This window comes from Chitinophagaceae bacterium, assembly GCA_016699815.1.
In the GTDB taxonomy this organism is placed as follows: domain Bacteria; phylum Bacteroidota; class Bacteroidia; order Chitinophagales; family Chitinophagaceae; genus Ferruginibacter.
Genome location: CP065012.1, coordinates 1123379 through 1144708, shown reverse-complemented (window position 1 = coordinate 1144708; position 21330 = coordinate 1123379). Strand labels below are relative to the sequence as shown.

The 21330-nt window shown below is 37.4% G+C and carries 25 protein-coding genes; 22 read left to right on the top strand and 3 right to left on the bottom strand.

Annotated elements, in window-relative coordinates:
- Positions 1–25: 25 nt before the first annotated feature.
- Complete coding sequence (locus tag IPO46_05050) at positions 26–724, top strand: response regulator transcription factor (GenBank protein QQS63953.1); 699 nt, start codon at positions 26–28, stop codon at positions 722–724.
- 127 nt (positions 725–851) lie between these two features.
- On the opposite strand, the gene IPO46_05045 is transcribed toward IPO46_05050, so the two are convergent.
- Entirely contained in the window at positions 852–1127 is a 276-nt protein-coding gene (locus IPO46_05045; protein ID QQS63952.1) for a helix-turn-helix transcriptional regulator, read from the bottom strand.
- Between the two features lie 104 nt (positions 1128–1231).
- Between IPO46_05045 and IPO46_05040 the strand changes: the two genes are divergently transcribed.
- From IPO46_05040 to IPO46_05015, 6 genes are all read left to right on the top strand, one after another.
- Positions 1232–1507 (top strand): hypothetical protein, encoded by a 276-nt coding sequence (locus tag IPO46_05040; GenBank protein ID QQS63951.1) that lies wholly within the window; start codon positions 1232–1234, stop codon positions 1505–1507.
- A 168-nt stretch (positions 1508–1675) separates the two neighbouring features.
- Positions 1676–2902: a hypothetical protein gene (locus tag IPO46_05035; protein QQS63950.1), complete on the top strand. Its 1227-nt coding sequence runs from the start codon at positions 1676–1678 to the stop codon at positions 2900–2902.
- 58 nt (positions 2903–2960) lie between these two features.
- Complete coding sequence (locus tag IPO46_05030; GenBank protein ID QQS63949.1) at positions 2961–3518, top strand: hypothetical protein; 558 nt, start codon at positions 2961–2963, stop codon at positions 3516–3518.
- Between the two features lie 487 nt (positions 3519–4005).
- The gene (locus IPO46_05025) at positions 4006–4278 is read left to right on the top strand and encodes a DUF4242 domain-containing protein (GenBank protein QQS63948.1); all 273 of its coding nucleotides are present in this window, start codon (positions 4006–4008) and stop codon (positions 4276–4278) included.
- Positions 4279–4434: 156 nt separating this feature from the next.
- Positions 4435–5466: an alpha/beta hydrolase gene (locus tag IPO46_05020; GenBank protein QQS63947.1), complete on the top strand. Its 1032-nt coding sequence runs from the start codon at positions 4435–4437 to the stop codon at positions 5464–5466.
- A gap of 55 nt (positions 5467–5521) precedes the next feature.
- Positions 5522–6469: an alpha/beta hydrolase gene (locus IPO46_05015; protein ID QQS63946.1), complete on the top strand. Its 948-nt coding sequence runs from the start codon at positions 5522–5524 to the stop codon at positions 6467–6469.
- Between the two features lie 25 nt (positions 6470–6494).
- Here the strand turns inward: IPO46_05015 and IPO46_05010 are convergent, their stop codons facing one another.
- Complete coding sequence (locus IPO46_05010; GenBank protein ID QQS63945.1) at positions 6495–7808, bottom strand: HAMP domain-containing histidine kinase; 1314 nt, start codon at positions 7806–7808, stop codon at positions 6495–6497.
- Positions 7809–7979: 171 nt separating this feature from the next.
- On the opposite strand from IPO46_05010, the gene IPO46_05005 reads away from it, so the two are divergent.
- The 11 genes from IPO46_05005 to IPO46_04955 all read left to right on the top strand — a co-directional run bounded on the left by IPO46_05005 (position 7980) and on the right by IPO46_04955 (position 16090).
- A complete protein-coding gene (locus tag IPO46_05005; protein ID QQS64320.1) occupies positions 7980–8534 on the top strand; it encodes a YqgE/AlgH family protein in 555 nt (184 codons plus the stop codon).
- 98 nt (positions 8535–8632) lie between these two features.
- Complete coding sequence (locus tag IPO46_05000; GenBank protein ID QQS63944.1) at positions 8633–11110, top strand: DNA translocase FtsK; 2478 nt, start codon at positions 8633–8635, stop codon at positions 11108–11110.
- A 70-nt stretch (positions 11111–11180) separates the two neighbouring features.
- On the top strand, positions 11181–11765 hold the full coding sequence (locus IPO46_04995) for an aminoacyl-tRNA hydrolase (GenBank protein QQS63943.1): 585 nt from the start codon (positions 11181–11183) through the stop codon (positions 11763–11765).
- An 80-nt stretch (positions 11766–11845) separates the two neighbouring features.
- Complete coding sequence (locus tag IPO46_04990) at positions 11846–12457, top strand: fumarylacetoacetate hydrolase family protein (protein QQS63942.1); 612 nt, start codon at positions 11846–11848, stop codon at positions 12455–12457.
- 191 nt (positions 12458–12648) lie between these two features.
- On the top strand, positions 12649–13341 hold the full coding sequence (locus IPO46_04985) for an SMUG2 DNA glycosylase family protein (GenBank protein ID QQS63941.1): 693 nt from the start codon (positions 12649–12651) through the stop codon (positions 13339–13341).
- Positions 13338–13886 (top strand): DUF488 domain-containing protein, encoded by a 549-nt coding sequence (locus IPO46_04980; GenBank protein QQS63940.1) that lies wholly within the window; start codon positions 13338–13340, stop codon positions 13884–13886. Before IPO46_04985 ends, IPO46_04980 begins: the two co-directional genes overlap by 4 nt.
- Positions 13887–13896: 10 nt before the next feature.
- Positions 13897–14106 carry a DUF2945 domain-containing protein gene (locus tag IPO46_04975; protein ID QQS63939.1) on the top strand — a complete coding sequence of 70 codons (210 nt, stop codon included), beginning with the start codon at positions 13897–13899 and terminating at the stop codon, positions 14104–14106.
- Positions 14107–14202: 96 nt separating this feature from the next.
- Positions 14203–14436 (top strand): thioredoxin family protein, encoded by a 234-nt coding sequence (locus tag IPO46_04970; GenBank protein ID QQS63938.1) that lies wholly within the window; start codon positions 14203–14205, stop codon positions 14434–14436.
- A gap of 64 nt (positions 14437–14500) precedes the next feature.
- Positions 14501–14764: a DUF2024 family protein gene (locus tag IPO46_04965; GenBank protein QQS63937.1), complete on the top strand. Its 264-nt coding sequence runs from the start codon at positions 14501–14503 to the stop codon at positions 14762–14764.
- 4 nt (positions 14765–14768) lie between these two features.
- Positions 14769–15371 (top strand): winged helix-turn-helix transcriptional regulator, encoded by a 603-nt coding sequence (locus IPO46_04960; protein ID QQS63936.1) that lies wholly within the window; start codon positions 14769–14771, stop codon positions 15369–15371.
- Positions 15368–16090: a YggS family pyridoxal phosphate-dependent enzyme gene (locus IPO46_04955; protein QQS63935.1), complete on the top strand. Its 723-nt coding sequence runs from the start codon at positions 15368–15370 to the stop codon at positions 16088–16090. The genes IPO46_04960 and IPO46_04955 overlap by 4 nt, the downstream gene beginning before the upstream one ends.
- A 6-nt stretch (positions 16091–16096) precedes the next feature.
- Here IPO46_04955 and radC read toward each other — a convergent pair whose 3' ends face one another.
- Positions 16097–16798 carry a DNA repair protein RadC gene (gene radC, locus IPO46_04950; GenBank protein ID QQS63934.1) on the bottom strand — a complete coding sequence of 234 codons (702 nt, stop codon included), beginning with the start codon at positions 16796–16798 and terminating at the stop codon, positions 16097–16099.
- Positions 16799–16872: 74 nt separating this feature from the next.
- Between radC and IPO46_04945 the strand changes: the two genes are divergently transcribed.
- From IPO46_04945 to IPO46_04930, 4 genes are all read left to right on the top strand, one after another.
- Positions 16873–17826 carry a ribose-phosphate pyrophosphokinase gene (locus tag IPO46_04945; protein QQS63933.1) on the top strand — a complete coding sequence of 318 codons (954 nt, stop codon included), beginning with the start codon at positions 16873–16875 and terminating at the stop codon, positions 17824–17826.
- Positions 17827–17929: 103 nt separating this feature from the next.
- Complete coding sequence (locus tag IPO46_04940; protein QQS63932.1) at positions 17930–18568, top strand: 50S ribosomal protein L25; 639 nt, start codon at positions 17930–17932, stop codon at positions 18566–18568.
- Positions 18569–18689: 121 nt separating this feature from the next.
- The gene (yidC, locus tag IPO46_04935) at positions 18690–20540 is read left to right on the top strand and encodes a membrane protein insertase YidC (GenBank protein ID QQS63931.1); all 1851 of its coding nucleotides are present in this window, start codon (positions 18690–18692) and stop codon (positions 20538–20540) included.
- A gap of 116 nt (positions 20541–20656) precedes the next feature.
- Positions 20657–21322 carry a hypothetical protein gene (locus tag IPO46_04930; protein ID QQS63930.1) on the top strand — a complete coding sequence of 222 codons (666 nt, stop codon included), beginning with the start codon at positions 20657–20659 and terminating at the stop codon, positions 21320–21322.
- Positions 21323–21330: the final 8 nt, after the last annotated feature.

Below are 21330 nucleotides of genomic sequence, written 5' to 3'. Positions count from 1 at the left end.
TATTTGTATAAATAACGCTTAAAACATGGAAACAGTTAAACCCAAAATTTTACTTTGCGAAGACGATACCAACCTGGGAATGGTATTAAAAAATTACCTGGAGCTAAACGATTATGATGTAACGCTGGAAAGGGATGGCCGCCTTGGGCTTGCCGCTTTTCAAAGGGAAAAATTTGATATTTGCCTGCTGGATGTAATGATGCCCAATATGGATGGCTTTACGGTAGCCGAAGAAATAAGGGATATTAACCCCGATGTTCCGCTGTTTTTCCTGAGCGCCAAAACCATGAAGGACGATATAATACAAGGGTACAAACTCGGCGCCGATGATTATATCACCAAGCCTTTTGACAGCGATGTACTGTTGCACAAAATAAAAGCCATTTTAAAACGCAACGAAGAAATACATAAAGAAGAAGCCAACGCAGAGTTCGACCTCGGCAACTACCATTTTAACCCACGCCTGAGGGAGCTAAGTGTAAACGGCAAAACACAAACCCTTTCACCCAAAGAAAACGAATTGCTGAAAATGCTTGCCGAATACAAAAACGATTTGTTGCCCCGGGAAGCAGCTCTTAAAAAAATATGGGGCAGCGATACCTACTTTAACGGCCGCAGCATGGATGTTTATATTGCCAAGCTTCGCAAGTATTTAAAAGAAGACAGCAAAATTGAAATTGTAAACATACACGGCAACGGCTTTAGGCTGGTGGTACAGGAGTAAGCGCTGGTTAACATAATTTAGTTCATAAAATACCTCTTATGAGGTATTTTTTTTTGAAATAATTTAGCGTTTGCTACTACCGAAACTAACCGATTGAATAAGTAAAAGCAGATAAGTAAATGCTAATTTATTTTACCTGTATATCCAATAAAGCCGGAAGGGGAATTTCTAAAGCCTCCGAAATTTTTTTTAAAGTGCAGATACTAACATTCAACTGGCCTCTTTCTATTCTTCCAACCTGCTCTGCATAATTATCCATAAGTACACCCAAATCAAGCTGCGTTAAACCCTTTTGTGTACGCAGTTGTTTAATACGAAGCCCGAGTAATTTTAAAAATGGTTTATCCTTTACATTTTGCACAAGCAAGGTTGGCAAATGTGGGCAATTTAGAATATAGAACATAAATATTCTATATTCTAAATTGCCCTATTTTCACTTAATGAAATATTGAAATGGTGGTAAAGTAAGCTGCCATAAATTTATTAATTACCCTTTAAACCGATTTTATGAGAGCAATATTTAATTGTGTAGTATTAAATAAGTATTTCGTTAAGGTTCTGTGCGCAATATTGGCCTTATCAATTATTATTATCTCATGCCAAAAGGAAGATTTTGTTAATGGGAGCAGGCATTTGCCACATGAAAACCTTACTGCTAAATTTTTTAATCATTTACACCCTTTGCGCCAACAGGTTTTACGGGTATATAACGAGCTTGAAAGGCAAAATAACCTTACCGGCTTTATTGAAAAATTTGCTAAAGCCGAAGGAATGGCTGCTTAGGATAAAGCAACAGTTTCTTTAAGTACTGTAAATACAGTACCAGATGTCTATCAAAATAATTTTATTGAAAATAACCAGGATACTGTAGTATTTATTCCATTGGTATTAGAACACGACAACAAAGTTAACTCCTATATTAAGGCGGTATTAAATAATGGTGTTCTGTTAATGCTTGGCAGAAGCGGAGATTATGAAAAGTATCCTTTTACTACAGTTGCAGAGGATTCTATGAGTGCAGAAAAATATGCACTTTTACTGATGATAATGACTAAGCATGTATTTGAAATCAAAGATTTTAAAATTACAGACCCCAGGTTATTTCCAAACCTTATAATACCAGCTGATAAACCACAAAGTTTTAGAATGATAAAAATATTAAGCACTACAGATGAAAATTCGAAGTTTGAGATTATTTGTACTTATACATATTTTTTACATTGTGTTAATACCGAGCCATGTGGGGCAGGATACTGTGATGGATGCCCTGCTTGTGTAACCTGGATAGTAAATGATTGTGATATAGAAGATACAGACCCTTTTCCAGGGTTCCCAACAGGTACTGGCACCGGTAGTTCTGGCGGAAGCGGGGGAACGCCCATTTACGATTCAACCGGAGGCTGTAATAAAGCTACAAATATTATAATTGAGGGCATACCTCCCTGCGACACTTCATCTAATGGTGGAGGGTGGGAATCTGTACCCTGGGGTGACGAGAATGAGCCGCCACCAAACCCTTGCGATTCTTTCATACACTATCTTCAAAACAATGTTAATTTTTCAACTAACTTTAAATCTCTATTACAACCGTCAGTTTTGAATAATAATGTAGAAGTTGGTTTTAAGATTAATTTATTAAATAATCAATTTGAATACATAACTGGAGTTACTCCAGCAACTGCAGGTGTTGCAGGTGAAATAGATTTAGGATCAGCTACGCCGCTTTCCGGAACTATTCATGCGCATACCCAAAATACAGCAACCATGTTTTCGCCAACTGATGTGATAAATCAAATGGCAAAATTATTTCTGGAAAATAAGGCACAGGACCCTGCTAATCTGTTTGCAGCTATTGCCACCAACAACGGCCCTTACCTTATTAAAATAACAGATACGGCAAGTTTTAGGAAAATGGCAAATAAAATTTATTCATCCACCGACTCATCTGTAGCAAAAAAATTTAAAGATGAAAATGTAGAAAAATTTAATTGGCTAACAGATTCCATTGCAAATGAGTTAGGGTTTTTAAAAATGCTTGAAAAATTTAAAAAAGGAGGAGGTCTTAGTTTTTATAAAGGCAATACAGATTGCAACAAGTGGAGCGCCCTTAGCTATAGTGCAACTTTGCCGCAAAGTGGCCCACCAGTTTATTCAATAGAGAAGAAAAATTGTTTTTAAAGTAGCTATAAAATTTAATTTTTATTAGAAGAAATAAATAAACATAAAAAGAGAAGACATGAAATCACTATTTTTGATATTAATAATATTAGTAACAGTACCAAAAGTAAAGGCACAAGTAAACCAGGCCCAATTCGATACTTGCAATTACTATCACCAATTTGAGGGAGAATGGAAGTATATAAATGGTATTGATACTATACGTTTTTATTTTAAGATTCTAAGGAAATATTTTAGCCCCTATGAAATAAATGAGATTGCTGAATTTGCAGATAGATTAATTGGCTGGCATGAATACAAGCAAGGGAGTAATATTATAGAAAGCAATTACCAATATAGAAATTTACCCTTAGTAAGCAGCGAATGGTATGAGCCTCCATTATTTTATTCTTTTAGTTTATCTTATTGGCGGCAATTTGGTGGTTGCAACATAAATTCAAGGAAACTTTCGGGAACTTTTATTGATATTAGCAGGCAGGCACAGGAGTGCCAGTCAATAATAGAAATAAACCCAGCAATAACAGAAATGCATTTTGTACACTGGCCACACGCTCCCTGTAAAGTACAACCCTGTGGCATCACACTTCCGGCTGAGATGACCCTTATAAAGCAGTAAAGAAAGTTCTGCCTCTGATGGCCTTCCCTTATTTATAAAACCATACATCAACCACAGCAGCCGCTGCCGCCCCTAAATTGTCGGGTCGGTAACAACAGTATTTTAAGTATTTCAAACATTTACATTTATTTGTACAATTTTTGTTTAAAACTTGAAATGTTCCTAACCGAATAGTTTTATCTTTTGGTACTATTTTTAAAAAAAATTTCTTGTAGGGGTTTGTAACACCCAATTTTCGGAGACTTGTGATAAGACCTGTGGCGGAGGCTAATCTTATTTATACAGGGCTTCAATTGCAAGCTTCTAAAACAGTAATATTCATCTGATTAACATAAAGTTATTGAAGCGTACCTCTTTTGGGGTATTTTTTTTTAAATTTATAACCGGTAATTTTGGGCGGAATAGGGATGTATTAATTTTTTTTGCTTCTTTTGAAACTTCGGGAAATTACTAAAAGGCCACATTGTAAAATTTAAAATTTACGGATATGCCAAAATATGTAATTGAAAGAGAAATTCCCGATGCCGGCAAATTATCTGCCGATCAATTAAAATCTATTTCGCAAACCTCCTGTGCGGTTTTGAGTAAAATGGGTGCGCAAATCCAGTGGATACACAGCTATGTAACCGGCGATAAAATTTATTGTGTATACATAGCGCCCAATGAAGAAATGGTAAGGCAACATGCCAGCCTGGGTGGCTTTCCGGCAAATAAAGTATCGGAAGTTGCCGTAACCATTGACCCAACTACTGCTGAATAATACAGTTGTTTGCCTGGTAAATTAAATTGATGCAGCCGATGCATATCGGCACTAATAAATTTATAACTAAGATGATTACTTCTAATATGCCCTTTGGTATAAATTACCGTTAAACTTTTCTTAATTAGCATAGTCTATACCTGAAACTATTTCCTGATGTTTCAAAAAATTGCCGGGTTTATTTTAATTGTAATTGGCCTGATAAGCTGCAAAAAAAATGATACAGATAATACACAAATTACTCCTCCTTCTTTAAACTTAACGGCAGCTACACAGCCCTTTATGCTCACAACCGGAGCTGTTTTTTATTGCAATGTGCGTTATAATGCATATCCCGAAAATGTATTTGATATTTTTATGCCAGCTTCTGCAAAACCTACTTGTTTAATAGTTCAAATTCATGGCGGTGGTTTTAAATCGGGTGATAAAGCAGATAATTATTATTCTGCAGGTTTTCAAACAGAAGTAAACAGTTACCTCAGCGATAGCATTGCATTTGCTACACTCAATTATCGTTTATTGCTCGATTCAAATGAACAGGAAGGTGTACTAAAACCTTTAAATGATTGTAAACGGGCGCTGCAATTTATAAGATACTATTGTAAAGATTTTAATATTGATAAAGTAAAAGTTGCTGTAAAGGGAGGCTCGGCAGGTGCCGGCACCAGTTTATGGATTGGCTTAAGCGATGATATGGCAGACCCTAATTCTTCGGATCCCGTATTAAAAGAATCTACAAGGGTTAAAGCTATTGTTGGCAATAACACACAATCTACTTACGATTTATTAACCTGGCCTACCGATGTTTTTGCAGAATACCAGGATGATGGGCTGGACGCAGATTCCATACTTACCATTTCAACAATGGAAACATTCCTGCAATTTTACGGAATAAGCGATACCAGTGAATTAAACACACCAAATATGATTGCGTATAGGGCAAAAGTTAATATGCTCAATTTTATTACTCCGGACGATCCGGATATTTATTTGGCAAGCGTTGGCATCTCTTATTCTTTTCCTGCAAACAAGGGCAATTTAATACACCATCCTTTACATGCCAAAGCAGTGTATAATAAAGCTACACTTGTTAGCGTTCCTTGTAAAGCTTATATACCCGAAATGGCATTTGACAATACAAACGGAGAAGATGCCCATGAATTTTTAGTAAGAAAATTAAAAGAGTAAACATACCTAAAACACAAAGTATTAAACTTAACCGTTCAATAATTTTGAAAACCAAATGAAAAAAAAATCTTTTATTTTATTTTTTATTGCCTTATTTTTTTTTAGCTGCAAAAAAGAAGATACTACACAACCGCAAGCACCACATGGTTTGTACGATAGCATGCTGTACATGAAAACCAATATTCAAATACAGGAAGTAGCCTATACCACAAGACCCAACTTTCACAACTTGCAATACACATCAGAAGTTACAAAACAAACTGAAATTTCGCAAAACAACCTTACACCCAAAATGGATATTTATTTGCCACCCAATGCCAGCGCCACAAAAAGGCAACCGTTATTGGTAATGATTCATGGTGGCGGATATTCTTCCGGCGATAAAAACGCCTGGCAAAATGAAGCTTACACCTATTCAAGAGCCGGATATATTTGCGCTTCATTAAACTACCGGCTTACTCAAAACGGCGGCAACCAGGATTCGCTTTTAAGGCTATATGCTATACAATGCGCTTTAGAAGATATTCAAAATGCAATTCGTTTTTTAAAGAAAAATGCCAATACATATTTTATAGATACAAGCAGGGTTGTGGTTTTTGGTGGCTCGGCCGGCGGTGCCTTATCTTTATTAAATGCTATTGAGTTTGATGCTGCAATTGGTACAAATGACCATCCCGGTTTTAGCAGTAGAACAAATGGATCTATAGCAACAGGAGCCACATTAATTAATGACGACCCTGCTTCCCAACAGGGAACCCTGCATTACGATTCTTTTGATTCGCCGGTATTAATGTTTCATGCAAAAGAAAACGATTCATCAACAGGCGCTACATGGAGCGGCAGTGCCGTGCCTACACAACAGGCAATTAATAATTCTGGAAATTCATGCACTTTAGTTGCACAGCCAAATATGACGCATACAGTGGTTTTAGAATTAGCTGGCGATTACTGGCAATACCTAAGGCCATTTTTATGGGAAAAATTGAGGCTGGACGAGTTGTAAAATTATGGATAAAGGAAAATAGTAATTACACAAGCGGTACGGTTACAATAAAGCTGCTGCCTTTTCCCAATACACTTTCTGCTTTTATATTTCCTTTATGTGCTTCTACCATGGTTTTTACATAACTAAGGCCAAGGCCAAAGCCTTTTACATTGTGTACATTGCCGGTATGTGCACGGTAAAATTTTTCAAAAATATGGCTCAGCGTTTCCTTGTTCATGCCAATGCCATTGTCATCAATTTTAATAATAATTTCTTTATTGTTACTGCTGCTTTCCACAGTTACTACCGGCTTGTCCCTGGAGTATTTTACGGCATTATCCAGCAGGCTGTTGATGAGGTTGGTAAAATGTACTTCATCGGCCATAATATTATCTTTTGCCGCATTGAGGCGTACCTGAAGTTCACCGCCTTTTTCCTGTATGGGAAGGCTAATGTTATTGATGGCTGCATTAATAAGTGTATGTGCCGAAAGTTTTTTAAGGTTTAAATTTACTTCCTGCTTATCCAGTAGCGCTGCCTGTAAAATGGTTTCTACCTGCTTGTTCATGCGCTTGTTTTCTTCTTTAATAATGCTGGTAAAGTAATTGGATTTTTCTTTGTCCACCGCTACTTTTTCATTACGCAAAGCATCTACAGCAAGCGAAATGGTAGCAAGCGGTGTTTTAAACTCATGCGTCATGTTGTTAATAAAATCATTTTTAATTTCGCTTAGTTTCTTTTGGCGCAACAAGGTCCTTATGGTAAGAAAAAATGCTGCCGCAATAATAATGGTAAACAATATGGCGCCTATAATAAAAAAAACCAGTTCTTTTAAAATAATAGACCGCTCATGGGGCACTATAACCACCAAAAATTCTTCAGCTGTAATGTTTTCCATGCTGCTGCCGCTGGAACCCTGCAGGGGTATGCTGTATAATTTATTGTTGAGTGTATCGGAATAATATTTAAAAAAATGTTCGCTTTCTACCTGGTCGCCCGACAAAGAGTTTTCCGTAACGGCAAATTCAAATGGTACATCTGCAAGCATGTTTTTATTGAATGCAGTGCGGATAATATCCCTCATTTCATTTTTGGTAAACCGTTGCAATACCGATAGCCGGGTAAAATCCATCATCAGTTTTTCCTGCCCCAGCGTAATAGGTTTTCTCAAATAAGGTAATGGGTTGGCTTCTTCTACCATACGGGAAGCCGCTTCACCCGTAGCTTTAATAATATTTTCAAAGAGCTGCTGCTCTTTAATTTCTTTGGCGCTTTTTAACCATAAAAATTGAAAAAATATTATCCCCAGCAGGCTAATCGTAATCAAAAAAGTAATAATGGGGAAAATTTTTCGCATAGCTTAAAGCATAATTTTCAGTAGGCAAATGTACAATTCTGAGAGGGTTTAATAAAAACCATCTTTGTGTTTTGGGTAAATGTTAACTAATGAAATTTTGGTAGTGCAACATGGGTGTTTTTTTAGCAATAATGTTTTGCTCATTTTCGTATAATGTTTTACATTAGGGGCATGATAGCGCCTCAGCCGGGAACCTTACTTATTGCAGACCCTTTTTTAAAAGATCCCAATTTTTTACGTACCGTTGTGCTTATATGCAGGCACAGCAAAGATGAAGGCAGTTTTGGGTTTACCCTTAACCGCTTGTACGACCTTACCCTTGGAGAAGTGATACCCGAAATGGAAGGTTTTGAAAATCCCATATTTATTGGAGGGCCTGTACAAATGGATTCCCTGCATTTTATCCATCAATACCCTGAATATTTTAACGACTGCGAAAAAATAGATCATAATATTTTCTGGGGAGGAGATTTTGAAAAACTGAAATTACTCATGAAGGATAAGGTAATTGATGAACAAAAAATTAAATTTTTTATTGGGTACAGCGGCTGGGCTACCGGCCAGCTTGAATTGGAAATAGAAGAAAAATCATGGCTTTCCGTAAAGGGAACAGGCAATATAGTATTTAACACAGCTTTAGGCGATATTTGGAAAGCCAGCCTGGTACAACTTGGCGGAAATTATGAAAAGCTGGTACATTATCCCACCGATCCTCAATTAAATTAAAGGATTTAATTACCTCCCATACATGCTCACTCCATCCCGTGTTTTAAAATATTCTATTGTAGGTGTTGCTGCATGGGATTTATTTATCTTTGCAGTTCATGGCCAGTAAAGTAAAATCAATTAAAAAAAATAGTAAAGCCGCTGAATCACTTAAGCAGGATAAAGAAGAAACCCTGGAAGTAAAAAAGCTGCTTAAAGATGAACGCACCCATAAAATAACCGGCAGTGTATTAATACTTGTTGCATTGCTTTTTTTTATTGCGTTTACCTCTTATTTATTTACCTGGGATGAAGACCAGGATAAAGTATTTAATGAAGGGTATAAACTCCTGCTGGGCAGCGAAAGCAAAATCCATAATTTAATGGGCTCTTTCGGCGCTTATATCTCTCATTTTTTTATTTATAAAGGCTTTGGTATTGCTTCTTATCTGTTGTGCAGTTTCTTTTTTGTAACCGGCGTAAACCTCATTACTGGAAAAAAAGTGTTTTCAATTTGGCGAAATCTTAAATATATCATTATAGGGCTACCTTTATTGAGCATTACCGCATCGGTACTTGCCGGAAAAAGCAATTTTGCATTTGGTGGCGCTGCCGGAGACCTGTGCAGAAATTATTTATACAATACCATGGGCCGGGTAGGTACCTATCTGTTAATAGGCATTTCGTTTTTTGCATATATCATCTGGCGGTTTAACCCATCGTTTAATTTTAATAAAAAAGCAACTACAGGAGTAGATGCTGAAGCACGTGAAAATGAGGTAATAGATGAAGATGATGGGCCGGAAGAAACTGTATCCCACAATGGCAATACATTAAAAAAGGGGGCCGCAATTGTTGCAGTTCCCAATTTGCAACCCGACTTTAAGCACCAGATAGAATTGATAGAAAAAGATGGCTTCCCCGATGCAGGGAATACGGAAAGGGTAGATTTGCCCATTGAACCCGAAAAAAGTTTAACGGTAGAAAAATTACCGCCTCCAGTTCCCGCTTCGGGCCTTGAACTGGAAATTAAAACAGCAGACAAAATAGCAGATGAAGAGCCTGCTAAAACAGAAAAAGTAAAAGAAATAAAACCTTACGATCCTATACTGGATTTAAGGGACTATAAATACCCTTCACTCGATCTGCTGGACAACCATGGCAGCGAAAAAATTGTACAGGACCCGGCAGAGTTGGAAAACAACAAAAACCAAATTATCAATACGCTCAAAAATTACGACATCAGCATACAGCGTATTTCTGCAACAGTAGGGCCTACCGTTACTTTATATGAAATTATTCCTGCAGCAGGTATCCGTATTTCAAAAATTAAAAACCTGGAAGATGATATTGCACTCAGCCTTTCGGCATTAGGCATCCGCATTATTGCACCCATTCCCGGTAAAGGCACCATAGGTATTGAAGTACCCAATGCAAGAAAAACCGTGGTAAGTATCAAAACATTATTGAGCTCCGAAAAATTTCAGAAAAATAATTTCTCCTTACCAATAGCCATTGGTAAAAAAATTGATAACGAAAATTTTATCGTTGACCTGGCGAGTATGCCGCATTTACTTATGGCGGGTGCTACCGGCCAGGGAAAATCCGTAGGGTTAAATGCAATATTGGTTTCTTTATTGTATAAAAAACACCCTTCTCAACTTAAGTTTGTATTGGTTGACCCCAAAAAAGTGGAGTTAAGTATTTATAAAACTATTGAAAACCATTTTTTGGCCAAACTACCAGGGGAGGAAGATGCCATTATTACCGATACCAAAAAAGTTGTACATACCCTTAATGCACTTTGTATAGAAATGGAAAACCGGTACGACTTACTGAAAGAAGCCGGCTGCCGAAACATAAAAGAATACAACGAAAAATTTGCACAACGTAAGCTCAACCCCGAAAAAGGCCATCAATACCTGCCCTTTATTGTATTGGTTGTGGATGAGTTTGCCGACCTTATAATGACGGCAGGAAAAGAAATTGAAATGCCCATTACTCGGTTGGCACAATTGGCCAGGGCCATTGGTATACACCTTATTATAGCTACCCAAAGGCCATCTGTAAATATTATTACGGGCACCATTAAAGCAAACTTTCCTGCCCGTATTGCCTTTAAAGTGAGCAGTAAAATAGATAGCCGCACCATTTTAGATATTGGTGGAGCCGAGCAACTTATTGGAAAAGGAGATATGCTGATAAGTTACAACGGAGAATTGGTTCGCTTGCAATGTGCTTTTGTAGATACCCCGGAAGTAGATAAAATTGCTGACTTTATTGGCGATCAGCGGGGTTATCCACAAGCCTTCCTGCTGCCAGAATATGTAGATGAAAAAGAAATGGAAGGAAAAGATTTTGATGCAAGCGATAAAGACCCATTGTTTGAAGATGCAGCAAGGTTACTGGTTTCCAGCCAATCGGGTAGCACATCTTTGCTGCAACGCCGCATGAAACTTGGGTACAACAGGGCCGGAAGGCTTATGGATCAGCTGGAAGCGGCAGGAATTGTAGGCCCCAACCAGGGCAGCAAGGTAAGGGATGTATTAATTAAAACAGATGCAGACCTGCAGCAGCACCTCAGCCAGTTCATATAATTTTCCCATAAAAAAATTTAAGGAGATAAATTTTCGGTTGTCTCCTAATTCTATTATTCAATAAAAAAGAATGGCAAAATTTTTAATTGCAGGCTTGGGAAATGCAGGTAACGAATATGCCCATACACGCCATAATATTGGTTTTGATGTAGCCAATTATTTTGTAACAAAACATGGCGGCCAGTTTAAAACAGACAGGCTGGCTTATGTATCGGAAGTAAAATATAAAGGAAAAATATTTATCGTTATTTGCCCTACCACATTCATGAACCTTAGCGGTAAAGCGTTTAAATACTGGATGGATAAAGAAAAAATACCATTAGAAAATACTTTAACCATTGTGGATGAACTTTCTCTTCCTTTAGAAAAAATAAGGCTGAGGGCAAGTGGAAGTTCAGGCGGCCACAATGGATTAAAAGATATTGAAACCATATTGGGAACAGTAAATTACCCTAAACTCCGCTTTGGAATTGGTAATAATTACCCCAAAGGGATGCAGGCCGATTTTGTACTCGGCAAATGGCGGCCAGATGAACTTCCCCTGGTAAAGTATAAAATTGAAAAATGTGTTGAAATCATTGAAAGTTTTGCCTCAATTGGCATTGAGCGCAGCATGACCAATGTAAATAACCTCGTATTTGAACTCCCAAAATAAACTTTAACGGCATTATCTTTTGTAGGTGTTTTTTGCTATTTTCGTACCCCTAAGACCCGAACCATTAAAACAACCTGTAAATGAAAATAATTTGTATAGGAAGAAACTATGCAGAACATGCAAAAGAATTGGGAAACGAAATTCCGGATGAGCCGGTTATTTTCATGAAACCCAAAAGCGCTTTACTGCAGCCGCATACCCCATTCTATTATCCCGAGTTTACCAATGAACTTAATTACGAGTGTGAACTGGTGCTTAGGGTTTGCAAAAACGGGAAGTATATCAATGAACGCAATGCATCTAATTATTATAACGGTATTACCGTAGGTATAGATTTTACCGCAAGAGACCTGCAAAATATAGCCAAAGAAAAAGGGCTGCCCTGGGAAAAAGCAAAAGCTTTTGATAATTCCGCAGCTATAGGAAAATTTCTTGACCTTACACCCGACCAGAAAAAAGCCAACTTTACATTTAAACTTTTGGTAAATAATCAGGAGATGCAAAGGGGCAACAGCGCCGATATGGTTTTTAAATTCGACAACCTGGTTGCACAAATTTCAAATTATTTTTCACTCAATATTGGCGATATTATTTTTACTGGTACGCCTGCAGGTGTTGGCGAATGTGTTGTTGGCGATGAACTGGAAGCCTTTTTGGGCAACCAAAGCCTGCTCAAGCTGGATATTAAGTAACCTCTTTCTTTATTCTTTCATTAAATATGAGTGCAGGTAAATTTTAATACTAAAGCGTAAATTTTTTTCTTCTATTGCTGCTTCAGCTTTTTATAAATTAACGGTTAAGATTTGTATTTTATAAATAGATGCTTATTTTATCCATTGGTTATTTTGTAACTTCATGAAAAAGTCTTCATTTTTTTCAATTTATGAAAACCTTTGCCAATAAAGTAATTACATTTAATAACAACTTACAGTTTATAGGCAAATTGCCCACAGGTTTTAGGGTTTTGAACCCATATTTGGATAATGCAGAAACCATGCAGGTAATGCAGCAGTTTTATCAAAAATATTATAACGATAACAGTAAAAGGAAATTTATTGTAGGTATTAACCCTAGCCGCCATGGCGCCGGCGTTACAGGCGTGCCTTTTACCGATACAAAAAGGCTGGAAGCAGTTTGTGGCATTAAAATGCAATCTGCTTATACGCATGAAGTATCATCGGTATTTATGTACAATATGATAAAAGCTTACGGAGGGCCACGGCTTTTCTATAAACAATTTTATATCAATTCACCATTTCCCCTTGCCATTATCCGAAAAGACAATAATGGTAAATGGCTCAATGCAAATTATTATGACAACCCTTTGTTGTACAACTCGGTAAAAGATTTTATGATCCACTCTTTAAAAAAACATATCGGCATAGGTCTCGATGTTTTGGAGGTTTTTATACTGGGTAAAAAAAATGCAAGTTTTATCAGGGCGCTCAACAAAGAAGCAAAGTTATTTGATACAATGACTGTTTTGGAACACCCCAGGTTTATTCAACAGTATAAATTGAAAGAACAACAGTATTATATTGATAAGTATATTTTGGCTTTCAATAACGAAAAATGAAAAGTGCTGCTAAAAATACCATCTATACTATTGGCCATTCAACCCATAGTAACGGGGTATTTATTGAAATGTTGCAATCATTTAAAATTGAGTTAGTGGCAGATATACGCCATTATCCCGGCTCACGTAAGTTTCCGCAATTTAATATAGAAAATTTGCAGGCTTCACTTGCAAATGTACACATTGGTAATTTACATTTTCCCGGCCTTGGCGGAAGGCGAAAGGTTGACAAAAATTCAAAGAACATCCTCTGGCATAACGCATCTTTTAGAGCATATGCAGATTATATGGAAACGGCCCCTTTTGAAATTGCTATTGAAGAATTAGAAAAAATAGCAGCAAAGCAGGTAACGGCCATTATGTGCTCAGAAGCGGTTTGGTGGCGATGCCACCGTTCCATGGTTTCCGATTACTTAAAAGCAAAAGGCTGGAAAGTTTTGCATATTATGGGTAAAGGAAAAGCAGAAGAACATCCTTTTACCTCACCAGCACGAATAGTGGGAAGCAGGGTAGTTTATTTTGAAAATAATTTATTTGACCAATAATATTTGCAGCTTGAAAAATAATTTTTTCGTAGGCGACAAAGTTTGCTGGAATTCAGAAGCCGGCAGGGCATCGGGAACCATTATTAAAATTCATACCCAAAATTTTATGTTTAAAGGCTACACCCATCATGCCACAATAGAGGAACCACAATATGAAATTAAAAGCCTAAAAACCAGCCATATTGCCGCTCATAAGGAAACCGCACTCACCAAATGCTGATGAACAACAAAAGGGAAAAATATTTTTTCATATTGTTAGTAAACCTAACTATATTTGAACTGGCAATATTGCCCACCATCTCAAAATATTTTTCTTATGGAAAAGTCAGTTTTTTACCATGCAGGCTGCCCGGTTTGCTTAAGCGCCGAGCAGGAAATTGTTCCGTTAATAGGTAACGAAAATGTAGAAGTTGTGCATTTAGGTGAACAAAGGAACCGTATTGCCGAGGCAGAAGCCAAAGGGGTAAAATCTGTTCCGGCATTACTTACACCCACCGGAAACATTCTCCATTTAAACTTTGGCGCTTCTTTGGCCGACGTTAAAGGCTAAAAATTATTTTCTCCTTGCAATGTAGGCCAAGCCTATGTTGCAAGGGATTTTAAAAAATTATTTTATGAAAGTAGCAGTATGGGATACTTATGTAACCAAAAAAGACGGCACAATAATGCACTTTGACATTATTGCACCTGAAACAATTAAAGATGAGGATGTTATTTACGGTTTTGGTAAGGAATACCTTAAACAAAAAAGCCAGGAAGGTCAGCTTTTAACGGCAAGAGAATGCCGTTTTTGCCATATAGAATCCTTAAAGCCGCATTGGGAAACAGCCATTACATCAATGGGATACTTTATCTTTGAAATGGAAAATTGTAATTAAAAAAATGATATCGGCATTTAATGTAAACCGGCAAAACAACAAAATAGACGGAAAAATTGTTGTGGCCTTAGAGCGCATTGCTGAGGCCTTCAGGGTTTTACTTTGGAACGAGAGCAAAGAAAACAGCTTAAGCCCTATTCAAATACAAATTTTAATTTTCATTTTTTTTCATGCAAATGATAAATGTACGGTAAGCTACCTGGCAAAAGAATTTAACCTGAGTAAACCCACCATTAGCGAAAGTATAAAATTGATGGAACAAAAAGGGTTTATTAAAAAAATAGCCGATGCTGCAGATTGCCGCAGTTATAGTATTGCATTAACTGCCGCAGGTAAACTTACCGCCGAAAAATCTTCAAACTTTGCATTTGCTATTGAAAAACCTTTGGGTTCGCTTACAGGCGAAAAAAAGGAAATTATCCTCTCTGCTTTGCTCGATTTAATTTATGACTTAAACCAAAAAGGCATTATTACGGTTCAGCGCATGTGCTTTACCTGCAGCAATTACCAAAAAAAGAACGGTAAGCATTTTTGCAATTTGTTGCAATCTGTTTTATCAGCCAATGAACTTAGGGTAGATTGTGCCGAGCATGAACCCGTGTTATGAGTGAAATACCTTACAACCTTGCAGCCATACATAAGCGTATGGAACTTGCATGCAAAAATGCCAATAGAGATACTGCAGTTGTAAAGCTGCTTTTAGCCACAAAAACCATATCTGCAGAAAAAATTAAAATTGCACTTGGGGCAGGCGAAACTTTAATTGGAGAAAATAAAGTACAGGAGCTAAAAGAAAAGTTTGATGAGCTAAAAGAAAATTCGCACCAAACACATTTTATTGGTCATTTACAATCCAATAAGATTAAAGAAGTTTTAAAATTTGCAGATTGCATTCAAACGGTTGACAGGCTATCCTTAGCCGAAAAGCTTCAACAACGCCTTGAGTTTGAAAATAAAACAATAGATATTTTTCTGCAGGTAAATACTTCTTTTGAAAAAAGCAAATTTGGTATGGAGCCTCAAAATGCCCTGCAGCTTGCCTTGCAAGTAAGCCACTTAAACCGGTTAAAAATAAAAGGGCTCATGACTATTGGTTTGTTTTCTGCTGAAGAACAAAAAGTGCGAAAATGTTTTCAACTGCTAAAGAAAATCCAACGGCAGTTACTTCAAAACCAAATCAATGCAGAAGAACTCTCTATGGGAATGAGCGGAGACCTTGAAATAGCCATCGAAGAAGGATCTACTATTATAAGGGTAGGCACAGCAATTTTTGGCAAGCGCCCACACCCCGATAGTTATTACTGGAACGAAAAAATTAGCCATTAATCATTATCAAAGCTTTCCTTCATCGGCAAAACTGTAATAGCCTTCTTCGCTTACAATTATATGGTCCAATAATTTGATGTCGAAATATAGGGCTGCCGATTTAATTTTTTGGGTAAGTAAATCATCCTGCTGGCTGGGTTGTAAATTACCAGATGGGTGGTTATGGCAAATGATTAAAGAAGAAGCGCCTGCATCCAATGCTTTTTTTAAAATTATTCTGGGGTCGGCAACAGTGCCGGAAATGCCACCTTTGCTGATTATTTCGTAACTGATTATTTTATGGGAGCGGTTGAGGAACAAGGCTACAAATACCTCGTAGTTAAAATCTTTAAGGATGGTTTTAAGGTATACTGCAATTTCTTTGCTGTTATTAATTTTTATGCGTTGCAATATTTCTTCGCTATGCCTGCGCCTGCCAAGTTCCAGGGCTGCTGCAATAGTAATAGCTTTGGCATTGCCAATACCTTTCACTTTTTGAAAATCATGGATTGAAAGTTTACCCAGTTCATTAAGGTTGTTAGCGCCTAAAAGCAAAATTTCTTTGGCCAGGTCAAGGGCAGACCGGGTTTTACTGCCATTATTTATTAAAATAGCCAAAAGTTCTGAATTACTTAATGAAGAAGCCCCTTTAAGCAACATTTTTTCCCTTGGGCGGTCATCTGAAGCCCAGGTTTTAATTGAACCCTGCGATTGTGAAAATTTTTCCATAATAAAAACGGATATTAATATGAACTAACTGTATTTTCGCAAAACCATTCACCCCGGCATAATTTTACATCTACATGGAATCTAACGCTAAAATTTTTTCAGGAACCGGATCTCAATACCTTGCCGAAAAAATTGCCAGAAAATTCGGAGAACCTTTAGGTAAAGTAAATATACAACGATTTAGTGATGGTGAAATTGGCGTGGAATTTCTGGAAAGCATACGTGGCCGTTTTGTTTTTTTAATACAAAGTACTTTTGCACCCGCTGATAATTTAATGGAACTATTGCTCATGATTGATGCCGCAAAAAGGGCATCGGCCTATAAAGTAATTGCCGTAATTCCTTATTACGGTTTTGCCCGGCAGGATAGAAAAGATAAACCCAGGGTTGCAATTGGCGCCAAGCTTGTTGCCAATATGATAATGGCTGCCGGTGCAGACAGGGTAGTAACCATGGATCTACATGCCGCACAAATACAAGGTTATTTCGATATACCAGTGGATCACCTGGAGTCTTCCGCTATTTTTATACCTTATATTGAAAGTCTTTTTTTACCCAATCTTACATTTGCCGCACCCGATGTAGGCAGTGCTAATAGGATTAGGGAAGTAGCTTCGTTTTTTGAAACCGATATGGTTATTTGCGATAAACACCGCAAGCGTGCAAATGAAATTGCAAGCATGGTGGTAATAGGTGATGTAAACGACAGGGATATTGTGTTGATTGACGATATATGCGATACAGGCGGCACACTTGCCAAAAGCGCCCTGCTGATGAAAGAAAAAGGCGCAAGGAGTGTAAGGGCTTTTTGTACGCATCCTGTTTTAAGCGGCAAAGCTTATGAAACCATAAACAACAGCGTTTTGGAAGAACTGGTGGTGTGTGATACCATTCCTCTAAAAACAGAGACAGAAAAAATAAAAGTACTATCTACAGATGAACTTTTTGCCGTAGCTCTTAGAAACGCCTATGAAAATAAGAGCATCAACAGCTTATTTATCCGCAATAGGCTAAGAAAATCTATATAAATCAATGAGTTATATAAATGGAAGAAAAATTAATATTTACAAAATGGCGGTTCATCCGCCATTTTTAATTACTTTTGCGCCTCAAATTTTTAAACAATAAATAATGAAATCAATTACAATTGAAGGACTACTGAGGACCGAAAGCGGAAAAAAAGCCACCCGCCAACTTCGCTCTCAGCAAATGGTGCCCGCTGTAATTTACGGTGGTAAAGCTGAAGTTAATTTTGCTGCGCCGGCATCAGCATTTAAAAACATTGTATATACATCTGAATTTTTACTTGCAGAAGTAAATGTAAACGGTACTATTTACAAATGCATTTTAAAAGATTTACAATTTGATAAAGTAACAGATGCACTGGCACATGTTGACTTTTTGGAACTGGTAGAGGATAAAAAAGTTATTGCATCGCTGCCTTTAAAATATATAGGCACACCCGAAGGTGTAAAAGCCGGTGGTAAGCTGGTTACTAAAATGAAAAGCGTAAAAGTAAAAACATTCCCAAAATATCTTAAAGAGCATATTGAAGTAGATATTAATGCACTTGAGTTAAACGGCAACCTTAGGGTAGAAGATATTGTTGCAGAAAATATGGAAATCATGAACTCACCAAGGATTCCTATTGCATCAGTAACCATGACTCGCCAGCTGAAACAAGAAGAAGCGGCTACAACTACTACTGCTCCTAAAGCAGATGCTGCAGCTGCAGCATCTGCTGCAAAAGCGCCGGCAGCCAAAAAATAAATTTGATGTAAATTTTTTTATATAATGCCCTATTTAAGGGCATTTTTTCTTTTATTAACGGTGAGCGGGAGCCAAACATACTTACCTTTGCACACGCTAAACAATATTGTATAAAATGGGAATGGACAGAAATACGATAATCGGTTTTTTACTTATAGGCGCTATGCTCATTACCATGTTTGTGGTAAACAGCCGAAGCCGGTTAAAATATGAGGGCGAACAAAAACGCATTCAGGATTCTATTGCAGCGCTGCAACCCAGGCCGGATACTGCAAAAGCACGGCTGGATTCAATAAAGGTAGATTCTATTAAAACTATAAAAGTTCAGCAAAGCATTGGCAGCACAACAGCAACGGCTCAATCTGTAACTGTAGAAAATGAAGTAATGAAAATCAGCTTTACTTCAAAAGGGGCGCAGCCGCAAATGGTTACCCTCAAAAAATTTCAACGTTTCGATGGCTCACCAGTGGTAATACAAAAAGGTAATTTTAATAAGTTTACCTATAAAGTTGCCGGTGGCAATAACCTTACTATGGAATCGGCCGATATTATTTTTAATACGCAGCCCGTTGTAAAAAATAACGATGGAAGCCAATCTGTTTCCTTTACAACCGGAGATAGCAGCGGCCACCGCAAAATTACGCACCGCTTTACGCTAAAGCCCAATGATTATATGGTAGATTTTGATATTGCCATTAATGGTGCTTCTTCCTTAATAGGGCAAAATAAACTTAGCCTGCTTTGGCAAACCCAGGCAGACCAAATTGAAAAGGACCATGCTTATGAGCAGGCGCAAACCGAAATATGTTTTTTAGAAAATAAGGAATACGATTTTGAAAGAGCTGCATCTGGCGGAAGAAAAGTATTGGGCGCCCAGGTAAATTGGATAGCGCAAAAACAACAATTTTTTATTGCAGCATTATCTGCACCAAATAATTTTTCGGGCGCCGAAATAAATTGGGCTGCAAGTGCAGACACCAACTCCTTTATTGCCCAAACAACAGTAAATACACATATTTCCCTTAAGCCCGGCGAAAATCTAAACATTCCTTTGCACTTTTATTATGGCCCAAGCGACTATAACATCCTTAAAAAGTATGGCAACCAAATGCAAAATATTGTGCCTTATGGCAGCGGTGTTTTTGCATTTGTAAAGTATATCAACAGGCATGTGCTGTTACCGGTATTCAACTACCTTAAAGATAATATTGCCAGCATGGGTATGGTAATTTTATTGCTTACTTTGTTTATACGCCTTATTACATCGCCTATACTTTACAAAAGTTACTTAAGTGGGGCAAAAATGAAAGTGCTGAAGCCCGAAGTTGATCAACTTAAAGAAAAGCTCACCGATCCTAAAACCGGAAAATACGACCAGCAGGCTTTTGGTATGGAGCAAATGAAACTTTGGCGAAGCGCCGGCGTAAACCCTCTGGGTGGATGCATACCGGCCTTATTGCAAATCCCCATATTTATGTCGTTGTATTATTTCTTTCAAAGTAATATTGACTTAAGGGGAAAACATTTTTTATGGGCCGAAGACCTTGCAGCTTACGATTCTATTTTAAAACTACCTTTTTCTATTCCGTTTTACGGAGACCATGTAAGTTTATTTACCATTACCGCTACGGTAACCAGCATGTTGATTTCTATTTACAGTATGAGCCAAATGCAGGACAACAGCAACCCGGTAATGAAATATATGCCCTACATTTTCCCTATAATGTTATTGGGTGTATTTAACCGCTTGCCTTCGGCGCTTACCTGGTATTACACTATTTCAAATACGATTACACTCATCCTGCAAATTGTAATTCAGAAATATATTATAAACCACGACAAAATACTGGCACAGCTAAATGAGAACAAAAAGAAGCCGCAAAAGCAGTCGAAATTGCAGGAAAGAATACAAGCCATGCAGGATGCCCAGAAGAAGATTAAGGATATGAAAGAAAAAACGGCTAAAAAGTAAGTATTTAGTTAAAGTTTTATTAAACTGCACCCCTTGATGGGTGCAGTTTTTTTTGTTTGCAGTCTTATATTTTGAATGGTACTTTTAATCATTATCTTAGTACCAGCAACTCAACAATGAAAAAAATTATACATACCTATTTTGTGGTAATATTTGCCCTGCTTTTCTCTAATGTCGTATTTGCACAAAAGCAGGTTACCGAAGGTAAAATAGAATATACCATAAGTATTTCTTCTGCAAAAAGCAATGCTGCACTCGATAAGTTTAATGGGGCAACCCTGAACCTTTTTGTAAAGCCCGGCCTTAGCCGCACCGAAATGCAAAGCTCCCTTGGTACAGAATCTACGGTGTATAATAATAATTTGGGCAAAGGTTTTATTTTGAAAGAGTACAGCGGCCAAAAGCTTATGATCACCATGAGCAAAAATAATTGGTTGCAAAAAAACCAATGGAATAGTAACCTTAATTTTTCTATAGATAATAACACGGTTGAACTTAACGGATATACCTGCAAAAAAGCTACGGCAACAACTACAGATGGGAAAATATTTACCGTTTACTTTACGCCTTCTGTAACTATTGCCAATAGCAATTACAACAATGCCTTTAATCTTCCCGGCTTGCCCGTGCAATACGAAATACAATCGGGCAACCTTACTTTTAAATACAGCCTGGTAAAAGTTACCGAGCAAAAGCTAGATGCTTCCTTGTTTGAAGAGCCTAAAAGTGGTTACAGGGTTATGACTTACGATGAAGGCCAGCAAATGAAACAAGGCAATTAAATCCTCAT